14 protein-coding genes are annotated in these 17148 nt (G+C 64.1%); all 14 read left to right on the top strand.

Features of this window, described 5'->3' with window-relative positions:
* The first annotated feature begins 195 nt into the window (after positions 1 to 195).
* The 14 genes from tssA (at position 196) to EN861_RS18070 (ending at position 17146) form a co-directional block, all read left to right on the top strand.
* Complete coding sequence (tssA, locus tag EN861_RS18135) at positions 196 to 1371, top strand: type VI secretion system protein TssA (protein WP_135864888.1); 1176 nt, start codon at positions 196 to 198, stop codon at positions 1369 to 1371.
* Between the two features lie 5 nt (positions 1372 to 1376).
* Positions 1377 to 1913 carry a type VI secretion system contractile sheath small subunit gene (gene tssB / locus EN861_RS18130; RefSeq protein WP_010910843.1) on the top strand — a complete coding sequence of 179 codons (537 nt, stop codon included), beginning with the start codon at positions 1377 to 1379 and terminating at the stop codon, positions 1911 to 1913.
* A gap of 3 nt (positions 1914 to 1916) precedes the next feature.
* Positions 1917 to 3422 carry a type VI secretion system contractile sheath large subunit gene (gene tssC, locus EN861_RS18125; protein WP_135864770.1) on the top strand — a complete coding sequence of 502 codons (1506 nt, stop codon included), beginning with the start codon at positions 1917 to 1919 and terminating at the stop codon, positions 3420 to 3422.
* Positions 3423 to 3504: 82 nt separating this feature from the next.
* Entirely contained in the window at positions 3505 to 3954 is a 450-nt protein-coding gene (locus tag EN861_RS18120; protein ID WP_027047140.1) for an Hcp family type VI secretion system effector, read from the top strand.
* Positions 3941 to 4693: a type VI secretion system baseplate subunit TssE gene (tssE, locus tag EN861_RS18115; RefSeq protein WP_135864767.1), complete on the top strand. Its 753-nt coding sequence runs from the start codon at positions 3941 to 3943 to the stop codon at positions 4691 to 4693. The genes EN861_RS18120 and tssE overlap by 14 nt, the downstream gene beginning before the upstream one ends.
* 1 nt (position 4694) lies before the next feature.
* The gene (tssF, locus tag EN861_RS18110; RefSeq protein ID WP_135864766.1) at positions 4695 to 6569 is read left to right on the top strand and encodes a type VI secretion system baseplate subunit TssF; all 1875 of its coding nucleotides are present in this window, start codon (positions 4695 to 4697) and stop codon (positions 6567 to 6569) included.
* Positions 6533 to 7600, top strand: a complete 1068-nt coding sequence (gene tssG, locus EN861_RS18105) for a type VI secretion system baseplate subunit TssG (RefSeq protein WP_135864764.1) — start codon at positions 6533 to 6535, stop codon at positions 7598 to 7600. The genes tssF and tssG overlap by 37 nt, the downstream gene beginning before the upstream one ends.
* Positions 7597 to 9048: a type VI secretion system-associated FHA domain protein TagH gene (gene tagH / locus EN861_RS18100; RefSeq protein ID WP_135864762.1), complete on the top strand. Its 1452-nt coding sequence runs from the start codon at positions 7597 to 7599 to the stop codon at positions 9046 to 9048. The genes tssG and tagH overlap by 4 nt, the downstream gene beginning before the upstream one ends.
* Before the next feature lie 3 nt (positions 9049 to 9051).
* Positions 9052 to 9504, top strand: a complete 453-nt coding sequence (gene tssJ, locus EN861_RS18095; RefSeq protein WP_135864760.1) for a type VI secretion system lipoprotein TssJ — start codon at positions 9052 to 9054, stop codon at positions 9502 to 9504.
* 40 nt (positions 9505 to 9544) lie between these two features.
* Complete coding sequence (tssK, locus tag EN861_RS18090; RefSeq protein WP_135864758.1) at positions 9545 to 10879, top strand: type VI secretion system baseplate subunit TssK; 1335 nt, start codon at positions 9545 to 9547, stop codon at positions 10877 to 10879.
* Positions 10880 to 10883: 4 nt separating this feature from the next.
* A complete protein-coding gene (tssL, locus tag EN861_RS18085; RefSeq protein ID WP_135864756.1) occupies positions 10884 to 12212 on the top strand; it encodes a type VI secretion system protein TssL, long form in 1329 nt (442 codons plus the stop codon).
* A gap of 1 nt (position 12213) precedes the next feature.
* Entirely contained in the window at positions 12214 to 15756 is a 3543-nt protein-coding gene (tssM, locus tag EN861_RS18080; protein WP_135864754.1) for a type VI secretion system membrane subunit TssM, read from the top strand.
* On the top strand, positions 15738 to 16280 hold the full coding sequence (tagF, locus tag EN861_RS18075) for a type VI secretion system-associated protein TagF (RefSeq protein WP_135864752.1): 543 nt from the start codon (positions 15738 to 15740) through the stop codon (positions 16278 to 16280). Before tssM ends, tagF begins: the two co-directional genes overlap by 19 nt.
* Positions 16280 to 17146, top strand: a complete 867-nt coding sequence (locus tag EN861_RS18070; protein WP_135864750.1) for a DUF4150 domain-containing protein — start codon at positions 16280 to 16282, stop codon at positions 17144 to 17146. The genes tagF and EN861_RS18070 overlap by 1 nt, the downstream gene beginning before the upstream one ends.
* Positions 17147 to 17148 lie beyond the last annotated feature (2 nt).

Raw genomic sequence — 17148 nt, 5'->3', positions numbered from 1 at the left:
ACAAACCCGGATTGCGGTCTGACCCACGCGAGCCATTTTACTTACCCGGCCCGCCAACCGCGCAATGGGTTGGTCGAAAGATTACTGGAGCATTCAGCTTCTGTTAGTTTTTGAGGAAGTGCTCAATTGTCGTGGCATGGGACCGATGATAACGTTGCGTCACATGGGTCACAGGGCCCTTTGCTGGGGGTAGGTGTGATTGATCTCGCACTCTGGCTGAATCCTCTGAACGGTGCGAACCCGTCGGGAGAGGATTTACGCAACGACCCGGCCTTTCAAGAGCTGGAGCGGCTCACGGAAGCCCAGCTCAAGGTCGTCCACGACGGTGGCAACAAGGCTTCGCAATCAACCAGCTCAGTCGACTGGGCGGCCGTCCTCGAAAAATCAGAAGAACTGCGGTCGCGCGGCCGGGATTTGCGCCTTCTGGTCATCGTCACGCGCGCGCTGGCCAATGAAGAGAAACTCGCCGGCCTCACCCAGGGGCTAACCCTGATCGCAAGAACTTTCGACCAGTATTGGGATACGATGCATCCGGCTTTGCGGACGAGTGCCACGCCCCGCGACGCAGCGCTACGACGCATCAATGCGCTGCTCGACCTCCAGAACGGCAAGGAAGGCCTGCTGGCGAACATCAGGCAGACCGTCTTCTTCTCACCGCGCGCCATCGGGCCGATCAGCGGGCGAGACCTGGAACAGGCAGCGCTCGACGAGCGCGTCATGCTCCAGGAAGCTGCCTCTGGGCTGGGGACCGCCGAAAAGGCGGCGCTGACGGCCGCTCACAACCAGTTGCTGAACCGGGTGCGCACAGGATGCGCGGCACAGATCGATCAGGCCGCGGACGCTGTCACGACACTTTTGGCCGATGCGCACGCAGCGATTTCGGCGCTGGAGGCAGTGGATACCGCGCTTAATGCCCGCATCGACGGCAACGGCGCGGCCGTTCCGGATCTGAAGAAGTTCCTGCAGCGCTTGCTGACGACGCTGGAGCGGAATTCCGGCACCGGCGCAATGGCCAACGGTGCGGCAAACCCTGCACCGCAGCCGGCTCAACCGGCACCGACGCCCACCCAAAACGGTCATGGAGCCGAGACGATGGCAAGTGTGGCAAGCCGTGTGGAAGCCAGCGCCGGCCTGCCTGACCGGATCAACTCGCGCGACGAGGTCGTCAAATGCCTCGATCTCGTGGTCGCCTTCTATGACCGCACCGAACCGTCGAGCCCAATCCCGCATCTCGCCCGGCGCGTGCGCAGGATGGTGCACATGGATTTCGTCGAACTGATGGAAGATCTCGCCCCGTCGGGGCTGAAGGAATTCCGGCTGCTTGCCGGCGTCCCCGATCCCAAGAAGCCGGCCCAGAAGGATGAAAGGTAACAAGCATGCCAGCAGAGAGCAAAGCCAAGGTCATAGAAAGAAACCGCGCCCCGCGCGTGCAGATCGCCTACGACGTCGAAACCTACGGCAGCCCCACGACGATCGAGTTGCCGTTCGTCATGGCTGTCATGGCCGACCTTTCCGGCGCCTCGCAGACCAAGGAGGCGTCGAAGTCGGTTCTGGACCGCAATTTCGTCGAAACCGACGCCAATCGCTTCCCCAAATTCATGGAAGCGATGGGACCACGCGTGAAGGCGCGCGTGAAGAACACGTTGCCCCAAGCCGAAGGCGCCGAGCGGGACGAGGAATTGGCGATCGATCTCACCTTTTCCAAAATGGGCGATTTCGCCCCGGACAAGGTCGCCGAGCAGGTGCCGCAACTGGCCGAGATCCTCAAGATGCGGCGTCAACTCGAGGAACTGCTGGGCTTCATGGATGGCCGGGTCGACGCCGAAAAGCGCATCGCGCAGCTTCTGAACAACGAGCCGCTGCTTAGCAAGATCGCCAGCCAGGCGATTTCTGACGGCAAGGGCGAGGAGTAAGTCATGGCCGAACAGCAAAAGACCGCAGCCGCTCCCGCCGAGGCCGAAGCCATCGATCTTGGCGAATTCAGCGGCCTCCTTGAAAAGGATTTCAAGGTCAAGAAGGACGACAGCGAGAAACTGCAGCAGTTGGTGCGCAACCTGGCGCTGGCCGCTCAGTCCCGTTCCGAAACGACGACCATCTCGTCCAACGCGATCAAGTCGATCAAGTCGCTGATCGCGGGCATCGACAAGATGCTGACGACGCAGGTCAACGAGATCCTGCATGCCCCGGAAGTGCGGGAGATGGAAGGCACCTGGCGAGGCCTTTGGTACCTCATCAACAACACCGAGACGGACACCAAGCTGAAGATCCGGGTGATGAACATCTCCAAGGAGCAGTTGGCCGACACGCTGGAAGACTACGAAGGCCAGATGTGGGACCAGAGCCCGATCTTCAAGAAAGTCTACACGGACGAGTATTCGATGCTGGGCGGCGAGCCGATCGGCTGCATCATCGGCGCCTACGAGTTCTCCAACCATCCGCGCGACGTCGGCCTGCTGCGCAACATCTCGGGTGTCTGTGCCTCGGCGCACACGCCATTCATCGCGGCCGCCTCGCCGCGGCTGTTCCGCATGGACAGCTGGCAGGAACTGCCGAACCCGCAAGACCTGCAGATGATCGTGAACAACCCGGCCTATGCCTCCTGGCAGTCGCTCCGCGAGAGCGAGGATGCCCGCTACATCGGGCTCACCATGCCACGCGTGCTGGCACGCCTGCCCTACGGCTCGGAAACCGTTCCGGTCAAGGGCTTCACCTTCGAGGAAGAAGTGGGCGGCGACCACAACAAATATGTCTGGATGAACGCCGCCTTCCCGATGGGCGTCAACATCAATCGCAGCCACAAGCTCTATGGCTGGGGAACGCAGATCCGCGGCGTCGAGAATGGCGGCACGGTGCTCAACCTGCCGGTGCACGCTTTCCCGACGGACGACGGTTCGATCGCAATGAAATGCCCGACCGAGGTCGCCATCGACGACCGGCGCGAGGCGGAACTGGCGAAGCTCGGCCTGATGCCGATCTTGCACCGCAAGAACACCGATCTCGCAGCCTTCATCGGCGCGCACTCGCTCCAGGATGACGAGACGCGCGCCGGGCGCCTCGTCGACCCCGACGCCCAGTCAAACGAAAGGCTGAGCGCCAACCTGCCCTACCTCTTCCCGGTGTCGCGTTTCGCGCATTACCTCAAGGCGATCGCCCGCGACAAGATCGGATCGTTCAAGGAACGCACCGATATGGAGATCTGGTTGACCGAATGGATCAACCGGTACGTGCTGGCCAATCCAGCCTTCGCCGACGACAAGGCGCGGGCCAAGCGTCCGCTTGCCGCGGCCGAGGTTCAGGTCGACAGCGTCGAAGGCCGGCCCGGTTACTACAATGCCCGTTTCTATCTGCGTCCGCACTACCAGTTGGAAGGGATCAACGCCTCCCTCCGGCTGGTATCGGAACTGCCGTCAGTGAAGGGCTGAAGTCGCAGCGAGGTCATCCTGTTTCGTTTGAAAGCGGTGGAGAAAGACAATGCCTACCACAGAGAGAAGCGAGGCTCCTTCAATGAAGATCGATGGATTTTTGAAAGTTCCGGACATCAAGGGCCCGAGCAAGCGCGACGGCCATGAGGACGAGATCGAAGTGCATGGCGTCGATTACAAGATGATAGCGCCCTACGACCCGAATTCGCTTTCGCGACGCGGCCGTGTGTCGATGGGAATGATCAAATTCATCAAGCACTACGATAAGTCGTCGCCTTATCTGAAAAAGGCGCTGTTCGAGAACAAGGCGCTCGACGAGGTGGTGTTCTCGGCACGCCGCACCATTGACGGCGAGACCAGCGACTATCTGGTTGTGACGCTCACCGACGCCTCGGTCATGGAGTACGATATGCGGCAGGCCGCCGACGAGGCCGATCTTATCGAGGAAGAAGTCAGCTTCGCCTACAAGAAGATCAAGTTCGTCTACGACAAGGACGACGAGATCGAAATGGACGTCTATGTCGGCAAGTGAGGCCAAGCGGCCTGGCGCGAAGCCGCAGCTTGCCGGCAGTTCGCGGGCAAAGCGCGAGGCGGTCCAGCCCTCGCTCTGGGACCGCCTTGTCAACGACTTGCCGGGGCTGGCATCGGAGATCGACGGGCTGCGCCGTCTGCTGGATGAAGAACTCGGCGCCGAGCGCGTCGAGGCTCTCCTTACAGGCAGCGCGCGCGCCATCGATGCCGACGCCGAACTCACGCCCGAGCAGAAACGGCGCCTGCACCTGCTGGTATTCCAGACCGAGCATCGCGCCGAAATCGAAAGCCGCGGCGTGGTGGTTTCGGCACGCGTGTTGAGAGAAGCCGTGCGGCGCGACATCGAGGCCCTGTTCAACACCGAGCGCTTCGAATCCGAACCGATGCTTTCCGATACCGAACACGAACAGCCCCTGGACGAACTGCCGTCGCTCTCCGACTTTCCGGAGGTGCGCCGCAGCGTGGTCAATTATGGTGTGCCGTCCTTTTCCGGGCGTTCTTCGCGGGATTTCGACCGCGATGCGCTGGCGCGCGAAATCCGCGCGGTGCTTGCCACCTTCGAGCCACGCCTGAAAGAGAGCGCCACGACCGTCAACGTCACGCTCGGCGACAAAAGCGTCGGCCTCAAGATCGAGATCGACGCGGTGCTGATCATGGCCCCTACACCGGAGCGTATGCGGCTGCGCACCACGATCAATCTCGACAACGGCCTGGCACGAACCGAATTCCGGGAGACCTGAGATGGATCGGGTCTTCGTGGAGTATTACGAAGAAGAACTGACCCATATCCGGGCCTTGGCCGCGGAATTCGCCGACATGCATCCTGCGGTCGCTCGTAATCTTTCCCTCGACACGGCCCCATGTCCCGACCCTTATGTGGAACGGCTGCTCGACGGCGTGGCCTTCCTGGCCGCGCGCACCCGTCTCAAGGTCGACGCGGAGCGCTCGCGCTTCTCGCGCGCCGTGCTCGATGTGCTTTACCCGGATCTGGTGACGCCGGCGCCGGCGACGGCGATGGCTGTGCTGAAACCCGGCCAGCAGGTGCAGTCGATGATTGCCGGCCACGCCGTCGCGCGCGGCACACGACTGGTCTCCAGCCTCAATCCAGGGCTTTCGACACGTTCGACCTTCACCTCCGCGCAGGAGGTCACGCTGTGGCCGATCGCGATCGCCTCGGTCAGCTATTTCCAGGATCGCAGCGCGCTCGCCGCCGCCGGAATCGCGCCGATCGGCGACGCGCGCGGCGAGGCGGCATTTCGCGTCACCCTTGCCCGGACGGGAAAAGGCAAGCTCAGCGAACTGTCGCTCGACCGTCTCGACCTCTATTTCGCCGGGCGTGCCAGGGCACCATTGCTTTTCGATGCGATCTTCGGCGCCTGCTCGGCTCTCGGCGCGCGGGCGGAAGGCAAGACCAATCCGCTAACGGCGCTGCCCGAGCCCGAAATGATCGGCATCCGCGACGACGAAGCGCTGATGCCACGCACCCGTCCGACCTTCGAGGGATACCGGCTGCTGCGCGAATATTTCATGATCCCGGAGCGCTTCCATTATGTACGGGTCGCCGGCCTCCAGCCCGTGGTCCGCACGTGCGATGCGGGGATCGAGATCATCTTCGTGTTCCGGCGTCTGGTACCCGAACTCGCCGATGTGACGGTTGCCGATTTCGAGCTGTTCGTGACGCCGGTCATCAATCTGTTCGAACGCGAATGCAACGTCATCGAGATCGATCCGCGCAAAACGCGCCAGGTGCTGCACGCCGACCGCACCCGGGCGCGGGATTTCGAGATCTTCCGGGTCACCCGGGTCGAGGACGCCGATGCGGAGAGCGGCGAGGCGACAATTCCCGAATTGTTCAGCCTGGGGCAGAATCGCGGCAGCGGCTGGGTCTATTCGACCGAGCGACGCCCGCGCCGAGCCACCGAAGATGAGCGGCGCGAAGGTCTGACCCGCACCTCCTACACGGGCGACGACGTCTTTATCGCCGTCTCGCGGCCGGCAGGAAGCGTGCCAAACCGGCCGCTGAAGCGTCTCGACATCTCGGCGCTGTGTACCAATCGCGACCTGCCTATCCTGGACGACACGCCGACGCTTACGCTGGAAACGGCCGATCCGGTCGAAGCGGTGCGCTTGCTTGGAGCGCTGCGGGCGCCACAGGCGGCCATCCCGGCATCCCTCCCGGCCAGCGCGGCGGGCGAATCCCGCGCCGACAATCTCGCCTGGCGACTGGTGGCGCAACTCTCTCTCAACTTCCTCAGCCTTGCCCAGGAAGGCCGTGGCGTGGATCCGCTGCATGCCTTGCTTGACCTCTATGCCGATCGGGGCGATCCCAGCCTTGCCCGCAACGTGCATTCGATCGTGCGTATCGATTCACGCCCGGTGATCGAGCGGCTCCAGATCGACGGGCCAATGTGTTTCGGACGCGGCACCGAAGTGACACTGCATGTCGACCAGTCCGTGCTGGCGGGTCAAAGTTCGCTGCTGCTTTCGGCTCTGCTTTCGCGGCTGTTCGCCCGCCATGCAGGGATAAACGGATTTGTGCGGACCCGTACCCGGTTGCTGCAGAAGCAGGAGGACGTGCCATGGCCGATGACGCCCGGCAATCGCTACCTGATCTAGCGGGGCCCGCAACGGTCGCGGCCGAACCGTTGCTGGAGAGCTTCGACTTTTTCGAACTGCTGCGGCGCCTGGAGCAGCGCCGTGGATTGTTCGGCCATTCCGGAACGGCCGACCGCGAGCCGGCGAGACTTGGCCAGCATGTGCGCCTGAGCTTCTCGGCCCGCGACGTCGTCAAGCACCAGGACGCCGGTGAGAAGGCCCCCGCCCGTGTGACCGTCGCCAATCTCGGGCTGCTTGGACCGGAAGGACCGATGCCATTGCATCTGACACGCTGGGTGCTCGACCGGCTGTCCCAGCGCTGGTTCACCGGGGCCGACGCCGCGCAGACCAGCGACACGACCTTCGTCGATTTCGTCAACATCCTGCAGCACCGCATGATGGCCCTTTACTATCGCGCCTGGGCTGACGCGCATCCGGCGGTGCAGGTCGAGCGGTCCGTCGGCGGGCGTGTTCGCGCCATGCTGGAGGCAATGTCGGGGATCGGCCTCCCCGGCACCCAGGATCCCGAACTTGACACCGTGCGACTGCGACAGGCTGGATCGCTCGCCAGCCAGGTCGACGGCGTGGAGCGGCTGACGCTGTTTCTCGCCACCGCCTTCAAGGTGCCGGTGCAGGTCAAAGAATTCGTTGCCGCTTGGACCACCATACCGACGGCACTGCAGACGCGTCTCGGCAAGGCCCATGCCGGGCTCGGACGCGGCGCGACGATCGGGCCGCGGGTCTTCAGCCGCCAAAGCAGGATCGAACTGCGCGTCGGTCCGCTGAGCCTAGACGCCTTCAGGTCGTTCCTGCCCGGCGAACGGCGTCTTGGCCTGTTCAAGAAGGCGGTACGCGATATGATCGGCGAGACGCTCGACGTCGATTTGCGCATCGTGCTCGCGCGCAAAGCCGTGCCGCCGCCACGGGTCGGGACTGTCCAGCTTGGCCGGACGACGTGGCTGGCGCGTCCCGCCGAAAAGGGTGACGCCGACGATCTCAGGTTGCACACCATCGTCGGCTGGCGGCCGGAAATGGCGGAGGCAGCCGTATGAGCCTGCTGCTGACGTTGGAACAAGGCCCGCGCTCGCAACTAGTCAGGCAGAGCCGGCTGGAGGAGGGCGAATTGGTAGTCGGGCGCAGCGCCGACGCCGGCTGGCAGATCGACGACCCGGACATGTTCGTCTCGCGCGCGCATTGCAAGATCAGCGGCGACCGGAATGGCTATTTCATTACCGACACGTCCAGCAGCGGATTGTTCGTCGATGACTCCGACAGCCCCCTGGGACCTGGCAGGTCGATGCGGCTGCAGAGCGGCATGCGGCTGCGCATGGGCGACTATGTGTTCTATGTCGAGGTTCAACCCAAAGCGAACCGGACGTCAGTAGGCCCGGTTCCGGTCGCGAGCCAACCCGCACCTGCGTGGTCATCGCCGGGAGCGCGAACGCCTGCCCGCGACGACTTCTTCTCGGCCAAGGTCGAGGAAGAACCACGCCCGCCACGCCCGGCGGACCTGCCGAACCCGTTCGAGCAGCATGTTCCGGGGGCTTATGATCGCGCATCGAGCCAAGGCAGTTCGCCTGCCTTTGACGACCCGTTCAGCCTCGACCCGGTGGCGACGTCGCAATCCGGTGATGTCGCTGCTCGAAGTCAGCCAGATCCGTTCGGGTTCGGCGAAATGCCTTCGCGCAACGATGCGTCAGGGCATGCGGCAAAGCCGGCCAGCTTCGATGACGATTTCAGCTTTGGGCCGGCGGCGACCCCGCCTCTCGCCAACGGAGCCGACCCGGCAGGACGTGTGCAGCATCAGGCTGAAAAGCCGCGCGCCGGGCATCCCTGGGATGTGCCGGTGCAGGCAGCCGAGCCACCGCCGCCGCGACGCGCCGCTCCAACGCCTGGGCCGGCACGCCCGGCGCAGCCCGCATCCAGCGATATGGCGCTTCGTGCCGCATTCCTGCGCGGGATGGGCGTCGAGGAGGCCGATTTTCTCGGCCGCGATTCGATCGCCGAAATGGAAAAATTCGGGCGTGAATACCGGCTGATGCTGGATGGCTTGATGCAACTGCTGCGCAAGCGCGCCGAGGAGAAGGGAAGCGCGCGCGTCGCCCAGACGGTGGTCGGCGCTTCCGAGGTCAACCCGCTTAAATTCCTGCCGACGGCCGACGATGTCATCGTCACCATCATCTCGGAACGCAGTCCGGGCTTTCTCTCCGGCGAGGCGGCGATCGACGATGCGGTAAAGGACCTTGCACAGCATCACGTACGTGCTTGGCGCGGCGTTCAGGCCGCGCTTCGGCGCATGATCGACCGTTTCGATCCGGCCGTGATCGAGGAAGAGCTCAAATCAAATTCCGCCATCGGCAACCTGCTGTCCGGCGGACGTAATGCCAAGCTGTGGGAGCTCTACCAGAAACGCCATCGCGACATCGCCCAGAGCGCGGAATCGAGTTTCCTCGGCGAGATCGGCGCAGACTTCAGGGACGCATATGAAGAGGAGGAGTAGGACATGATCGACAGACGCGAATTCGTCGTTGCCCTCGGCGCTACGGGGCTGCTTGCGGCTTGCCAGAGCGGCCCGCCGAAACCATCGGTTATCTCGGTCAACGTGACCGGGGGTGCCGGCATGAATCCAGGACCGGGCGGCGGCGACAGGCCGGTGACGGTCCTGGTGATGCGGCTTGCCAGCACCGGCAAGTTCAACTCGGCCGACTATTTCGCGCTGCAGGGCGACGCGAGCTCGGCGCTCGGTGCCGACCTCATCGGCTCCGACACGATCTCGGTCGCGCCAGGCAAGACGGCGGCCAAGACCATCACGGTCGAGCCGAACGCCACGGCACTCGGCTTCGTGGCGCTGATCCGCGAGCCAGGCGGACGCAACTGGCGCACGACCAAGTCGGTATCGCCAGGGTCGAAATTCACCATCAATGTCAGCCTCGGCAAGGGCGGTATTTCCGCCTAGCGACAGGGGCCGCGGATGGTTGTGTGCAGAAAGTAGTGGCATGAGCGATGCAAACAGGGTGCTGTGGTCGGAGGGCCTGTTTCTCAGGACCCAGCACTTCCAGCAGCAGGATCGGTTCTTCGAGGGCATGGTGCGCGGCGCATTGCAGGCCGGCCAGCTCCATACTTTCGGCTTCCAGCAACTGACCCTCGACCAGTCGCTGCTCGATGCCGGCCAGGTCTCGATCGTGTCCGCCCGGGGCATTTTCCCGGACGGCACGCCTTTCTCCATCCCGGAACTGATGGATGCGCCCAAGCCGCTGCCGGTCACGGCGGACACCGGCGCCGGGCCGGTGCTGGTCGCATTGCCGCTTGAGCCACCCGGTGGGGTCGGATTCGATCCGGCGCATGCGGCATCGACGGGCGCGCGCTACCACGGCAAGATCGTTTCGGTGCGCGACGCCGTCCAGAGCGGCGCCGATCCGGAAGAGATCGAGATCGCCCGGCCGCAAGCCGCCCTGCTTGCGCCCGGCAAGTCGGTCGGCGGTTATACCGCCTTGCCGATCGCCGACATAAAAGGTGTGCGCGCCGACGGCGGCATCTCGCTCGATGAGACGTTCCTGCCGCCGACGCTGATCACCGGCGCAATCCACTGGTACCGGCAATTGCTGCAGGAGGTCGTCACCGGCCTCGACCAGATCGCCGAAGCGCATGGCAAGATGGTGATGGGTGGTGCCGGTCGCAGCGTCGAAGACCTTTTGATGCTGCACCTCGCCAATGCCGCTCGCCCGCGGCTTGCCCATATGCTCGCGCAGGATGTCTTTCATCCGGCCGAACTCTATCTCGAACTGGCCGGAGTGGCCGGCGAGATGGCAACCTACGGCTCGAGCTCGCGGCGGCTCGGCGAATTGCCGGCCTACGATCACATGGCGCCCGGCCCCGCCTATATGGCGCTGGCCGACGCCCTGCGCTCGCTCATTCTCAGCCTGCGCTACATCGAGCCGAAATCGCGAGCGCTGCCGGTCATGCGGCACGCGACCAATGTCTGGAAAGTGCGCATCGACAACCCGAAGCTCTTGGTCGCCAGCCGCATCGTCATCCGCGTCGGATCGGAACTGTCGGAAGACGCGCTGCGCAAGATCTTCGTCAACCAGGCGACCGTCGGCGCCGCTGACCAGTTCGAAGGTCTTTGGAAGTCCCGCCTGCCAGGAATTCCGCTGAAACCGCTTCATTCGCAGCCACGCGAGATTCCCTACGATGGCGACCGGCTGTGCCTGGAGCTTGACCAGAAGAGCGAGCATTGGGCCTCGTTGCTCGACGCCCCCGGCTTCGTCATCGGCGTTTCCGGTGTCCTGCCGAGCGAGCCGCAGGTCGACTGCTACTCAGTGAACAGGTGACGCCATGAGCCGGGATGATCCTTTCGGACTGTCGGAGGATCGCGAACGCACACGGATCAGGCTGGCGGGGGCTGCGCCACGGCCGATGGCGCCGCGGGCACTGGGCGTCCCGGTCAAAATGGCGCGCGCCCATCCCAACACGCTCATCAATATCTTCGCGCCATTGCTTGAATTCGCGCCGGAGCTCGAAAGCGCGCTGGCGCCGGAGAACCCGGAAGCGATGCGCACGCGCCTGCTCGACGAGTTGGTTCAGGCGCGCGACGCCGCGATGGTAGCGGGCTCCTCGCTGGAGCGCGCCGACCAGGCGGCCTGGGCCGTGGCGGCGTTGCTCGACGACCTCGCGTTGAACACGCCTTGGGGCGGCGCCAGCGCCTGGCCACGCCAGCCGCTGGTGGTCATGCTGCGTGGCGACGTCGATGCCGGCACCCAGTTTTTCACGCGCCTTGACGAGCTGGAGCGTCACCCGAACCGCGACCGCGAGATGCTGGAGCTTCAGTATTATTGCCTGGCGCTCGGCTTCCGCGGCCAATATCGCGTGCCTGGCCGTGCCGGCGACCGGTCGCTCAACGCCGTGCGCGTCGCTGCGGCGCGCTTGCTGCGTAACGCCGACGCCGAAGACGCCCCGCTGTCGCCGCACTGGAAGGGCGTGATCGCTTCCGACGAGCCGCAGCGCTTCATCGTCCCGATCTGGGTGATGGCACTTGCCGCAATTGCCGCCGCCGCCGCCGCTTACATCGGTCTGTCGATGAGCTTGAGCAGCCAGGCGGTTGAACTCTCCGCACTCGTGCGCACGCTGCCGCCGGCTTCACGCGGCGACGTTACCCGCGCCGCCCCCAAGCAGGACGCGCCCGAACCTGAACCGCCACAGTCGGTCGATTTCGCGCTGTTGCCCGCGTTCAAGGCCGAAGCGCCGGCCAGCCTCAAGGGCGCGCTCAGCGGCACCGAGAGCGTCTCGCTAGCCAAGCTGATCATCCAGTCTTCCAACCCCGAGCTGTTCCAGTCCTCGCGGCCGACGCTGTCCCAAGGCTATGAGCCGCTGATCGCCGCCATCGCCAAGGTCATCCTGGACAACAAGGAGCTGATCGGAAACATCACGATCATCGGCCATACCGACAATGTGCGACTGCAACGGTCCAACCCACTCGCGAGCAACCAGCGGCTCTCGGAGGCGCGCGCCCAAACCATAGCGGACCTCCTGGTTCAGGCTGGCGTGCCACAAGAGCACATCCATTCCGAAGGCCGCGCCGACACCGATCCGGTGGCCGACAACGCGACGCGCGAGGGCCGCGCGCTCAACCGGCGCGTCGAGGTCCTGGTCGAGAAGAGGCTCTGAGATGTTCATCCTGCGCTTCTTTTGGGCTGTCATCACCTCGCGTCTCCTGTGGACGCTGCTCGGCATTGCGCTGCTTTCGCTGTTGATTTGGGTGTTCGGCCCGATCGTAAAGGTCGGGCCTTACGCGCCATTCGAATCCGACAATGTGCGCATCGCAATGATCGCGGGGCTGATCATCCTGTGGCTGATCTGGCTGATCCTCGCGCAGCGGCGAGCCGTCCGCGCCAACCGCATGTTTGTCGCCGAGATCGCGGCACCGGTGGCGGAAAAGCAGCTCACACCCGGCGAGGAGAGCGTTGCAGCCGTTGGCGCCAAGTTCGGCGAGGTGATGGCCGAGCTCAAGCGCCGCAAGCTCGGCGGCAGAAAATTCCTGCGCGAGATGCCCTGGTATGTGATCGTCGGGCCGCCGGCCACCGGCAAGACCACGGCATTGCGGCAGTCAGGCCTCAATTTTCCAATTGATCTCACCGATGATTTGCAAGGCGTCGGCGGCACGCGCAATTGCGACTGGTTCTTCTCCGAAAACGCGGTGCTGATCGACACTGCTGGCCGCTACGTTCAGCAGGAGAGCCAGCCGGACGTCGACGCGGCTGAATGGCTGGGCTTCCTTGACCTTTTAAAAAAACACCGCGGCCGCCGCGCGCTCAACGGGGTCATTGTCGCGCTGTCGATCGATGCGCTCTCGGAGGGCGACGAAGCGATCAAGGCGCATGGGCGCAAAATCCGTCGCCGGCTGGCGGAGCTGAACGATCGGCTGGAGATCCGTCTGCCTGTCTACCTGATGCTAACCAAGGCAGACCTGATCAAAGGCTTCGAAACCTTCTTCGGCGGCTTGTCGACGACGGCGCGCGAGCAGGTGTGGGGGACGACTTTCCCGCTCGACGCCCGTGTCGACGCCGGAACAATCCAGGCGGAACTTGCCGGGCTTGCCACCGAGCTGGAGCGGCGGCTGGTACCGCGCCTGGAAGATGAAGACAAGCTCGGCTCACGCGCTGAGATCTTCCGCTTTCCGGCGCAGCTAGCGAGCCTTGGCGAGCCGATCAGGACACTGATCGAGGCGATGTTCGGCGAAAGTCGCTACGAGGAGGCAGCCTGGCTGCGTGGCCTTTACCTGACATCGGCGACACAGGAAGGCGCTCCCATCGACCGGCTGACCGCGGCGCTGTCGTCGTCCTTCGGCCTTCCACCGCGCCGCGCCATGCCGGCGGCGCGTGTCGAGAAGCGCAGCTTCTTCCTCAGGAACCTTCTCACCGAGGTGATCTTCAAGGAGGCCGGCCTCGGCACATTCGATCCGCTGGCGCAGCGTCGCCGCGCCTGGATCTGGCGCGGAGCGGCCGCCGCTTGCGCACTCGCGGCTTTGCTGGCCGGCGGACTGTTCACCTGGTCCTACCTCGACAACCGCAATGCGATCACCGAACAGGCCGGCCAGTTCGAAGCCCTGCAAGGGCCGCTCACCCAAGTCGCCGCCACGACGGCCGCGGTCGAGCAACCGACCATGGATGGCGCGCTGGCGGCGATGGACGCGGTGGCGACCGCCCGGACGGCGCCGCCAGATGCCGTCCATAACCTGCTGGGCCCGACCGCCTCGGCGGAGCTGGTGCGGGCACAGACCGATACCTACGACCATGCGCTGGGCAATGTGCTCGAGCCGCATATGGTCGCCCTGCTCGAGGCCACGATGTGGCGGCAGATCCGCGACCCGGATTTCATGCTCGGCGCGCTGAAGACCTACCGGATGATGACAGGCCTGTCGCAGATGGACACCGAGTTCGTCCAGAACTGGTGGGTGAACAGCCTGCCGCAATTCGCGCCGGCTCCCCCCTTCCCCACGACCGACGCCGAAGAGCACCAGCTTGCAGCCATCCGCCGCATGGCCATCGACGACAGCTACATCGCTCCGGACAAGGCGCTGGTCGCGGAGGCGCTGAAGACTGTATGCACGATCTCACTGCCGGAGCGCGCCTACAAGCAGCTCCTGGCTGACCCGGAGGTGGCGGCCGTCAAGGAATGGGTGCCGGCCAATTTCGCCGGGCCGAACGGCGCTAAAGTGTTCGCGCGCCGCTCCGACAAGACGTTGCGCGTCGGTGTTCCTGGCCCCTATACCTATGCCGGCTTCCACGACGCGATCCTCGATCGGGTCGAGGATGTAGCGGGACGGGCGGCGCTCGATCGCGCGGTGTTTGCCGGTGGCTGCGCGGAGAATTCGGAGACGTCGGTTTCAGCACTCTCGCAGGACATCTTGAAGCTCTACTATGACGACTATATCGCGCAGTGGGACTCTTTCCTGCGTGACATGCGGCTTGCCCCGCTTACCGATCTCAACATCGCCAGTGAGAACCTCAAGGATCTTTCAAGCGCCGACTCCGCGCTGAAGCGCCTGTTGATGGCAGTGGTACAGGAGACCGACCTCACCCGCTCCGACGATGCGCCAGCAGGCGACAAAGGCGGCGCTGCCGCCAGCACGGGCTCGAAGCTGCTCAGCAAACTCGGCAAGCTGGGCAAGGTCGTGACCACAGGCGCGAAGCTCCTGCCGCGCGCCGGCTCCGCCAGCCAGGTGGACATGACCGGCAGCCTCGTTGCCGAGCATTTCAAGCCCCTCAAAGGCACCATCGCCCAGGTCGACGGCCAGCCGCCAGCGCTCGACGCGGCGATAGTGGCGCTGACGGCGCTGTCGAATGTGCTGCAGACGGTCACCGCCAATCCGAACCCGCAGGATGCGATCAAGAAACAGGGCGGCCTTGCCGAACTGACAGGCGCGGTCGCCAGGCAGGCGCAGATCCTGCCCTCGCCGATCAACGACTGGCTGGGCGGTATCGCCGGCGACACCAGCGGCCTGTCGCAGAAGGCCGTGACCAACGAGCTCAACGCCATCTGGCGGGCCGACATACTCCCCTTCTGCCAGGCGGCGCTCAACAACCGCTATCCATTCAGCGCCGACAGCGCGGTCGACGTCAATGTGCGCGACTTTCAGCGTCTGTTCGGACCCACTGGCATGATCGATGCGTTCATCAACGACCATCTTATCAACTATGTCGACACCGCCAGCGAGCCATGGAAATGGCGGGCCGATTTCGGCCTCGACCCGGCGGCGCTCGCAGCGTTCGAGCAGGCCAGGCATATCCGCGACGACCTGTTTCCGGGCGGCACCGGCCCGGTGATGATCTTCACTCTGGAACCCAAGGACCTCGCGCCCGGCGCGGCGCGGGTCACGCTCAACCTCGATGGCCAGAACCTCGTCTACTACAACAATGCCACCAGGCCGCAGCCGATGACATGGCCCGGTAAGGACGGAACCGGCGTGATCTCGCTCGCCTTCCAGCCGGTCGACGGCTCGCCCGAAGTGATGCTCAACGAGACCGGCAGTTGGGCCTGGCTTAGAATGCTGCGCGGCGGCCACTTCGCCGCGACCAAGCTCACCGACGTCTACAGCCTGCGGCTCGGCACCAAGGGGATGTGGGCCGATTTCGAACTCAAGGCCGCCAGCGTCGAGAACCCCTACACGCTCGAAATGTTCAAGAAGTTCACATGTCCGCCGCAGATATGAACACCGGCTTTTTCGGCAAGATTCCGGCGAGCGGAGATTTCGTCGCCGCGAACTTGCCGCGAACCTTCATCGACCGCTGGGACAGGTGGATGTCGATGGAGTTGCGCCAGAGGCCCGATGAGGGGGAATTGGATTCGCGTGTCTGGCGCTTTGTTGTCCGGGCCGGGATTTTTGGTGGCCAGCCCTGCGCCGGTGTCTGGCGGATGAGCGAGGACCGCGTTGGCCGCCGCTATCCCTTCGCAATCATCGGGATTGGGTCTACGCCGACGCCTGACGATGCATGGTTCGACGGCGTTGCGTCAATCGCTGATGCAGCGGTCGAATTGCAGAGGACGCAGTCCTGGATCGCCGAAAGCTTGGCCCACCTCGCCGCGCCCAGCGACAGCCATGGCGATCCGAACCGGATTGGCTTCTGGGTCGACGACTGGTCGGTGCATGAGTTCGCGTTCTCGGATATTCACGACCTGGCGGCCAACGCCCTGCCGAAAATGCGCGCCCCGCGCCCTGAGACGGAACATCTCTGATGGGCAGCACCGTCTTCGCAGAAGGCATGGGCTTCTTCCATAAGGGAAGCGGCGGCAAGGGCGTGGCGCCAGGAGATGTGTGCCTGAGCCCGCCTTCCCCGCCGGCAGGCCCGGTCCCGGTTCCATATGTCAACATGCTGTCTTCCAGCGATCTCACCAAAGGCAGCACGAGCGTGAAGATCGAAGGCAATCCGACTGCGCTCGAAAGCTCGTCGGAGGTTGCGACCAGCACCGGCAACGAGCCAGCCACCCAAGGCCTCGGCGCAGGGGTCGTAACGCACAAGATCAAGGGCAAGGGGGTGTTCAAGCTCTGGTCGTTCGTCGTCAAGGTGGAGGGCAAGGGTGTCTGCCGTCATGGCGACACCATGGAGCAGAACGCCGCAAGTCCACTCCCGAACACCATCGATACCGCCGCCTTGGTCAACTTCCGCAACTCCCTTCTGGTGAAAGAGAAGAAGAAATGCACGACCGATTATTGCTACGACGATCATTACACCCAACCAACAGGCCCACAAAAGGCCAAAGTCCAGAACCGGCCATGCTGGGAGTGCAAACGAAACCTTGACAGGTTGATGAAACGCACGACCGGCAAGAACAAGACCGCGATCAAGCGGATGCAGGCCAAGGTCAACCGGCAAATTGCGGGTAAGGAAGCCCCGCTTATCGCCGATCACCAGCCGACGCAGAAGGCAGCGTGGTACGCGGGCGGATGCAACATAGAGGTCGTCCCACAAGGCTTCAAGGATGCGATGAAAGCGCTTTATGTCAGGCCGCATTGCTCCAGCCATAGCAACAGCCAGCCTGGCCGGCAGTCGAAGGTGGACAACAAGGCGGTCACGGCCTTCATGAAGGCTCGGGGGATCTAGGC

It is taken from the genome of Mesorhizobium sp. M8A.F.Ca.ET.218.01.1.1 (genome assembly GCF_004791165.1).
In the GTDB taxonomy this organism is placed as follows: domain Bacteria; phylum Pseudomonadota; class Alphaproteobacteria; order Rhizobiales; family Rhizobiaceae; genus Mesorhizobium.
This window is presented reverse-complemented; position numbering and strand designations above follow the sequence as displayed.

What these genes read in the sequence shown, in the direction of transcription:
- tssB (WP_010910843.1), top strand. Translation starts at nt 1,377, where the DNA reads ATGCCAGCAGAGAGCAAAGCCAAGGTCATAGAAAGAAACCGCGCCCCG.
- tssC (WP_135864770.1), top strand. Translation starts at nt 1,917, where the DNA reads ATGGCCGAACAGCAAAAGACCGCAGCCGCTCCCGCCGAGGCCGAAGCC.
- EN861_RS18120 (WP_027047140.1), top strand. Translation starts at nt 3,505, where the DNA reads ATGAAGATCGATGGATTTTTGAAAGTTCCGGACATCAAGGGCCCGAGC.
- tssE (WP_135864767.1), top strand. Translation starts at nt 3,941, where the DNA reads ATGTCGGCAAGTGAGGCCAAGCGGCCTGGCGCGAAGCCGCAGCTTGCC.
- tssF (WP_135864766.1), top strand. Translation starts at nt 4,695, where the DNA reads ATGGATCGGGTCTTCGTGGAGTATTACGAAGAAGAACTGACCCATATC.
- tssG (WP_135864764.1), top strand. Translation starts at nt 6,533, where the DNA reads ATGGCCGATGACGCCCGGCAATCGCTACCTGATCTAGCGGGGCCCGCA.
- tagH (WP_135864762.1), top strand. Translation starts at nt 7,597, where the DNA reads ATGAGCCTGCTGCTGACGTTGGAACAAGGCCCGCGCTCGCAACTAGTC.
- tssJ (WP_135864760.1), top strand. Translation starts at nt 9,052, where the DNA reads ATGATCGACAGACGCGAATTCGTCGTTGCCCTCGGCGCTACGGGGCTG.
- tssK (WP_135864758.1), top strand. Translation starts at nt 9,545, where the DNA reads ATGAGCGATGCAAACAGGGTGCTGTGGTCGGAGGGCCTGTTTCTCAGG.
- tssL (WP_135864756.1), top strand. Translation starts at nt 10,884, where the DNA reads ATGAGCCGGGATGATCCTTTCGGACTGTCGGAGGATCGCGAACGCACA.
- tssM (WP_135864754.1), top strand. Translation starts at nt 12,214, where the DNA reads ATGTTCATCCTGCGCTTCTTTTGGGCTGTCATCACCTCGCGTCTCCTG.
- tagF (WP_135864752.1), top strand. Translation starts at nt 15,738, where the DNA reads ATGTCCGCCGCAGATATGAACACCGGCTTTTTCGGCAAGATTCCGGCG.
- EN861_RS18070 (WP_135864750.1), top strand. Translation starts at nt 16,280, where the DNA reads ATGGGCAGCACCGTCTTCGCAGAAGGCATGGGCTTCTTCCATAAGGGA.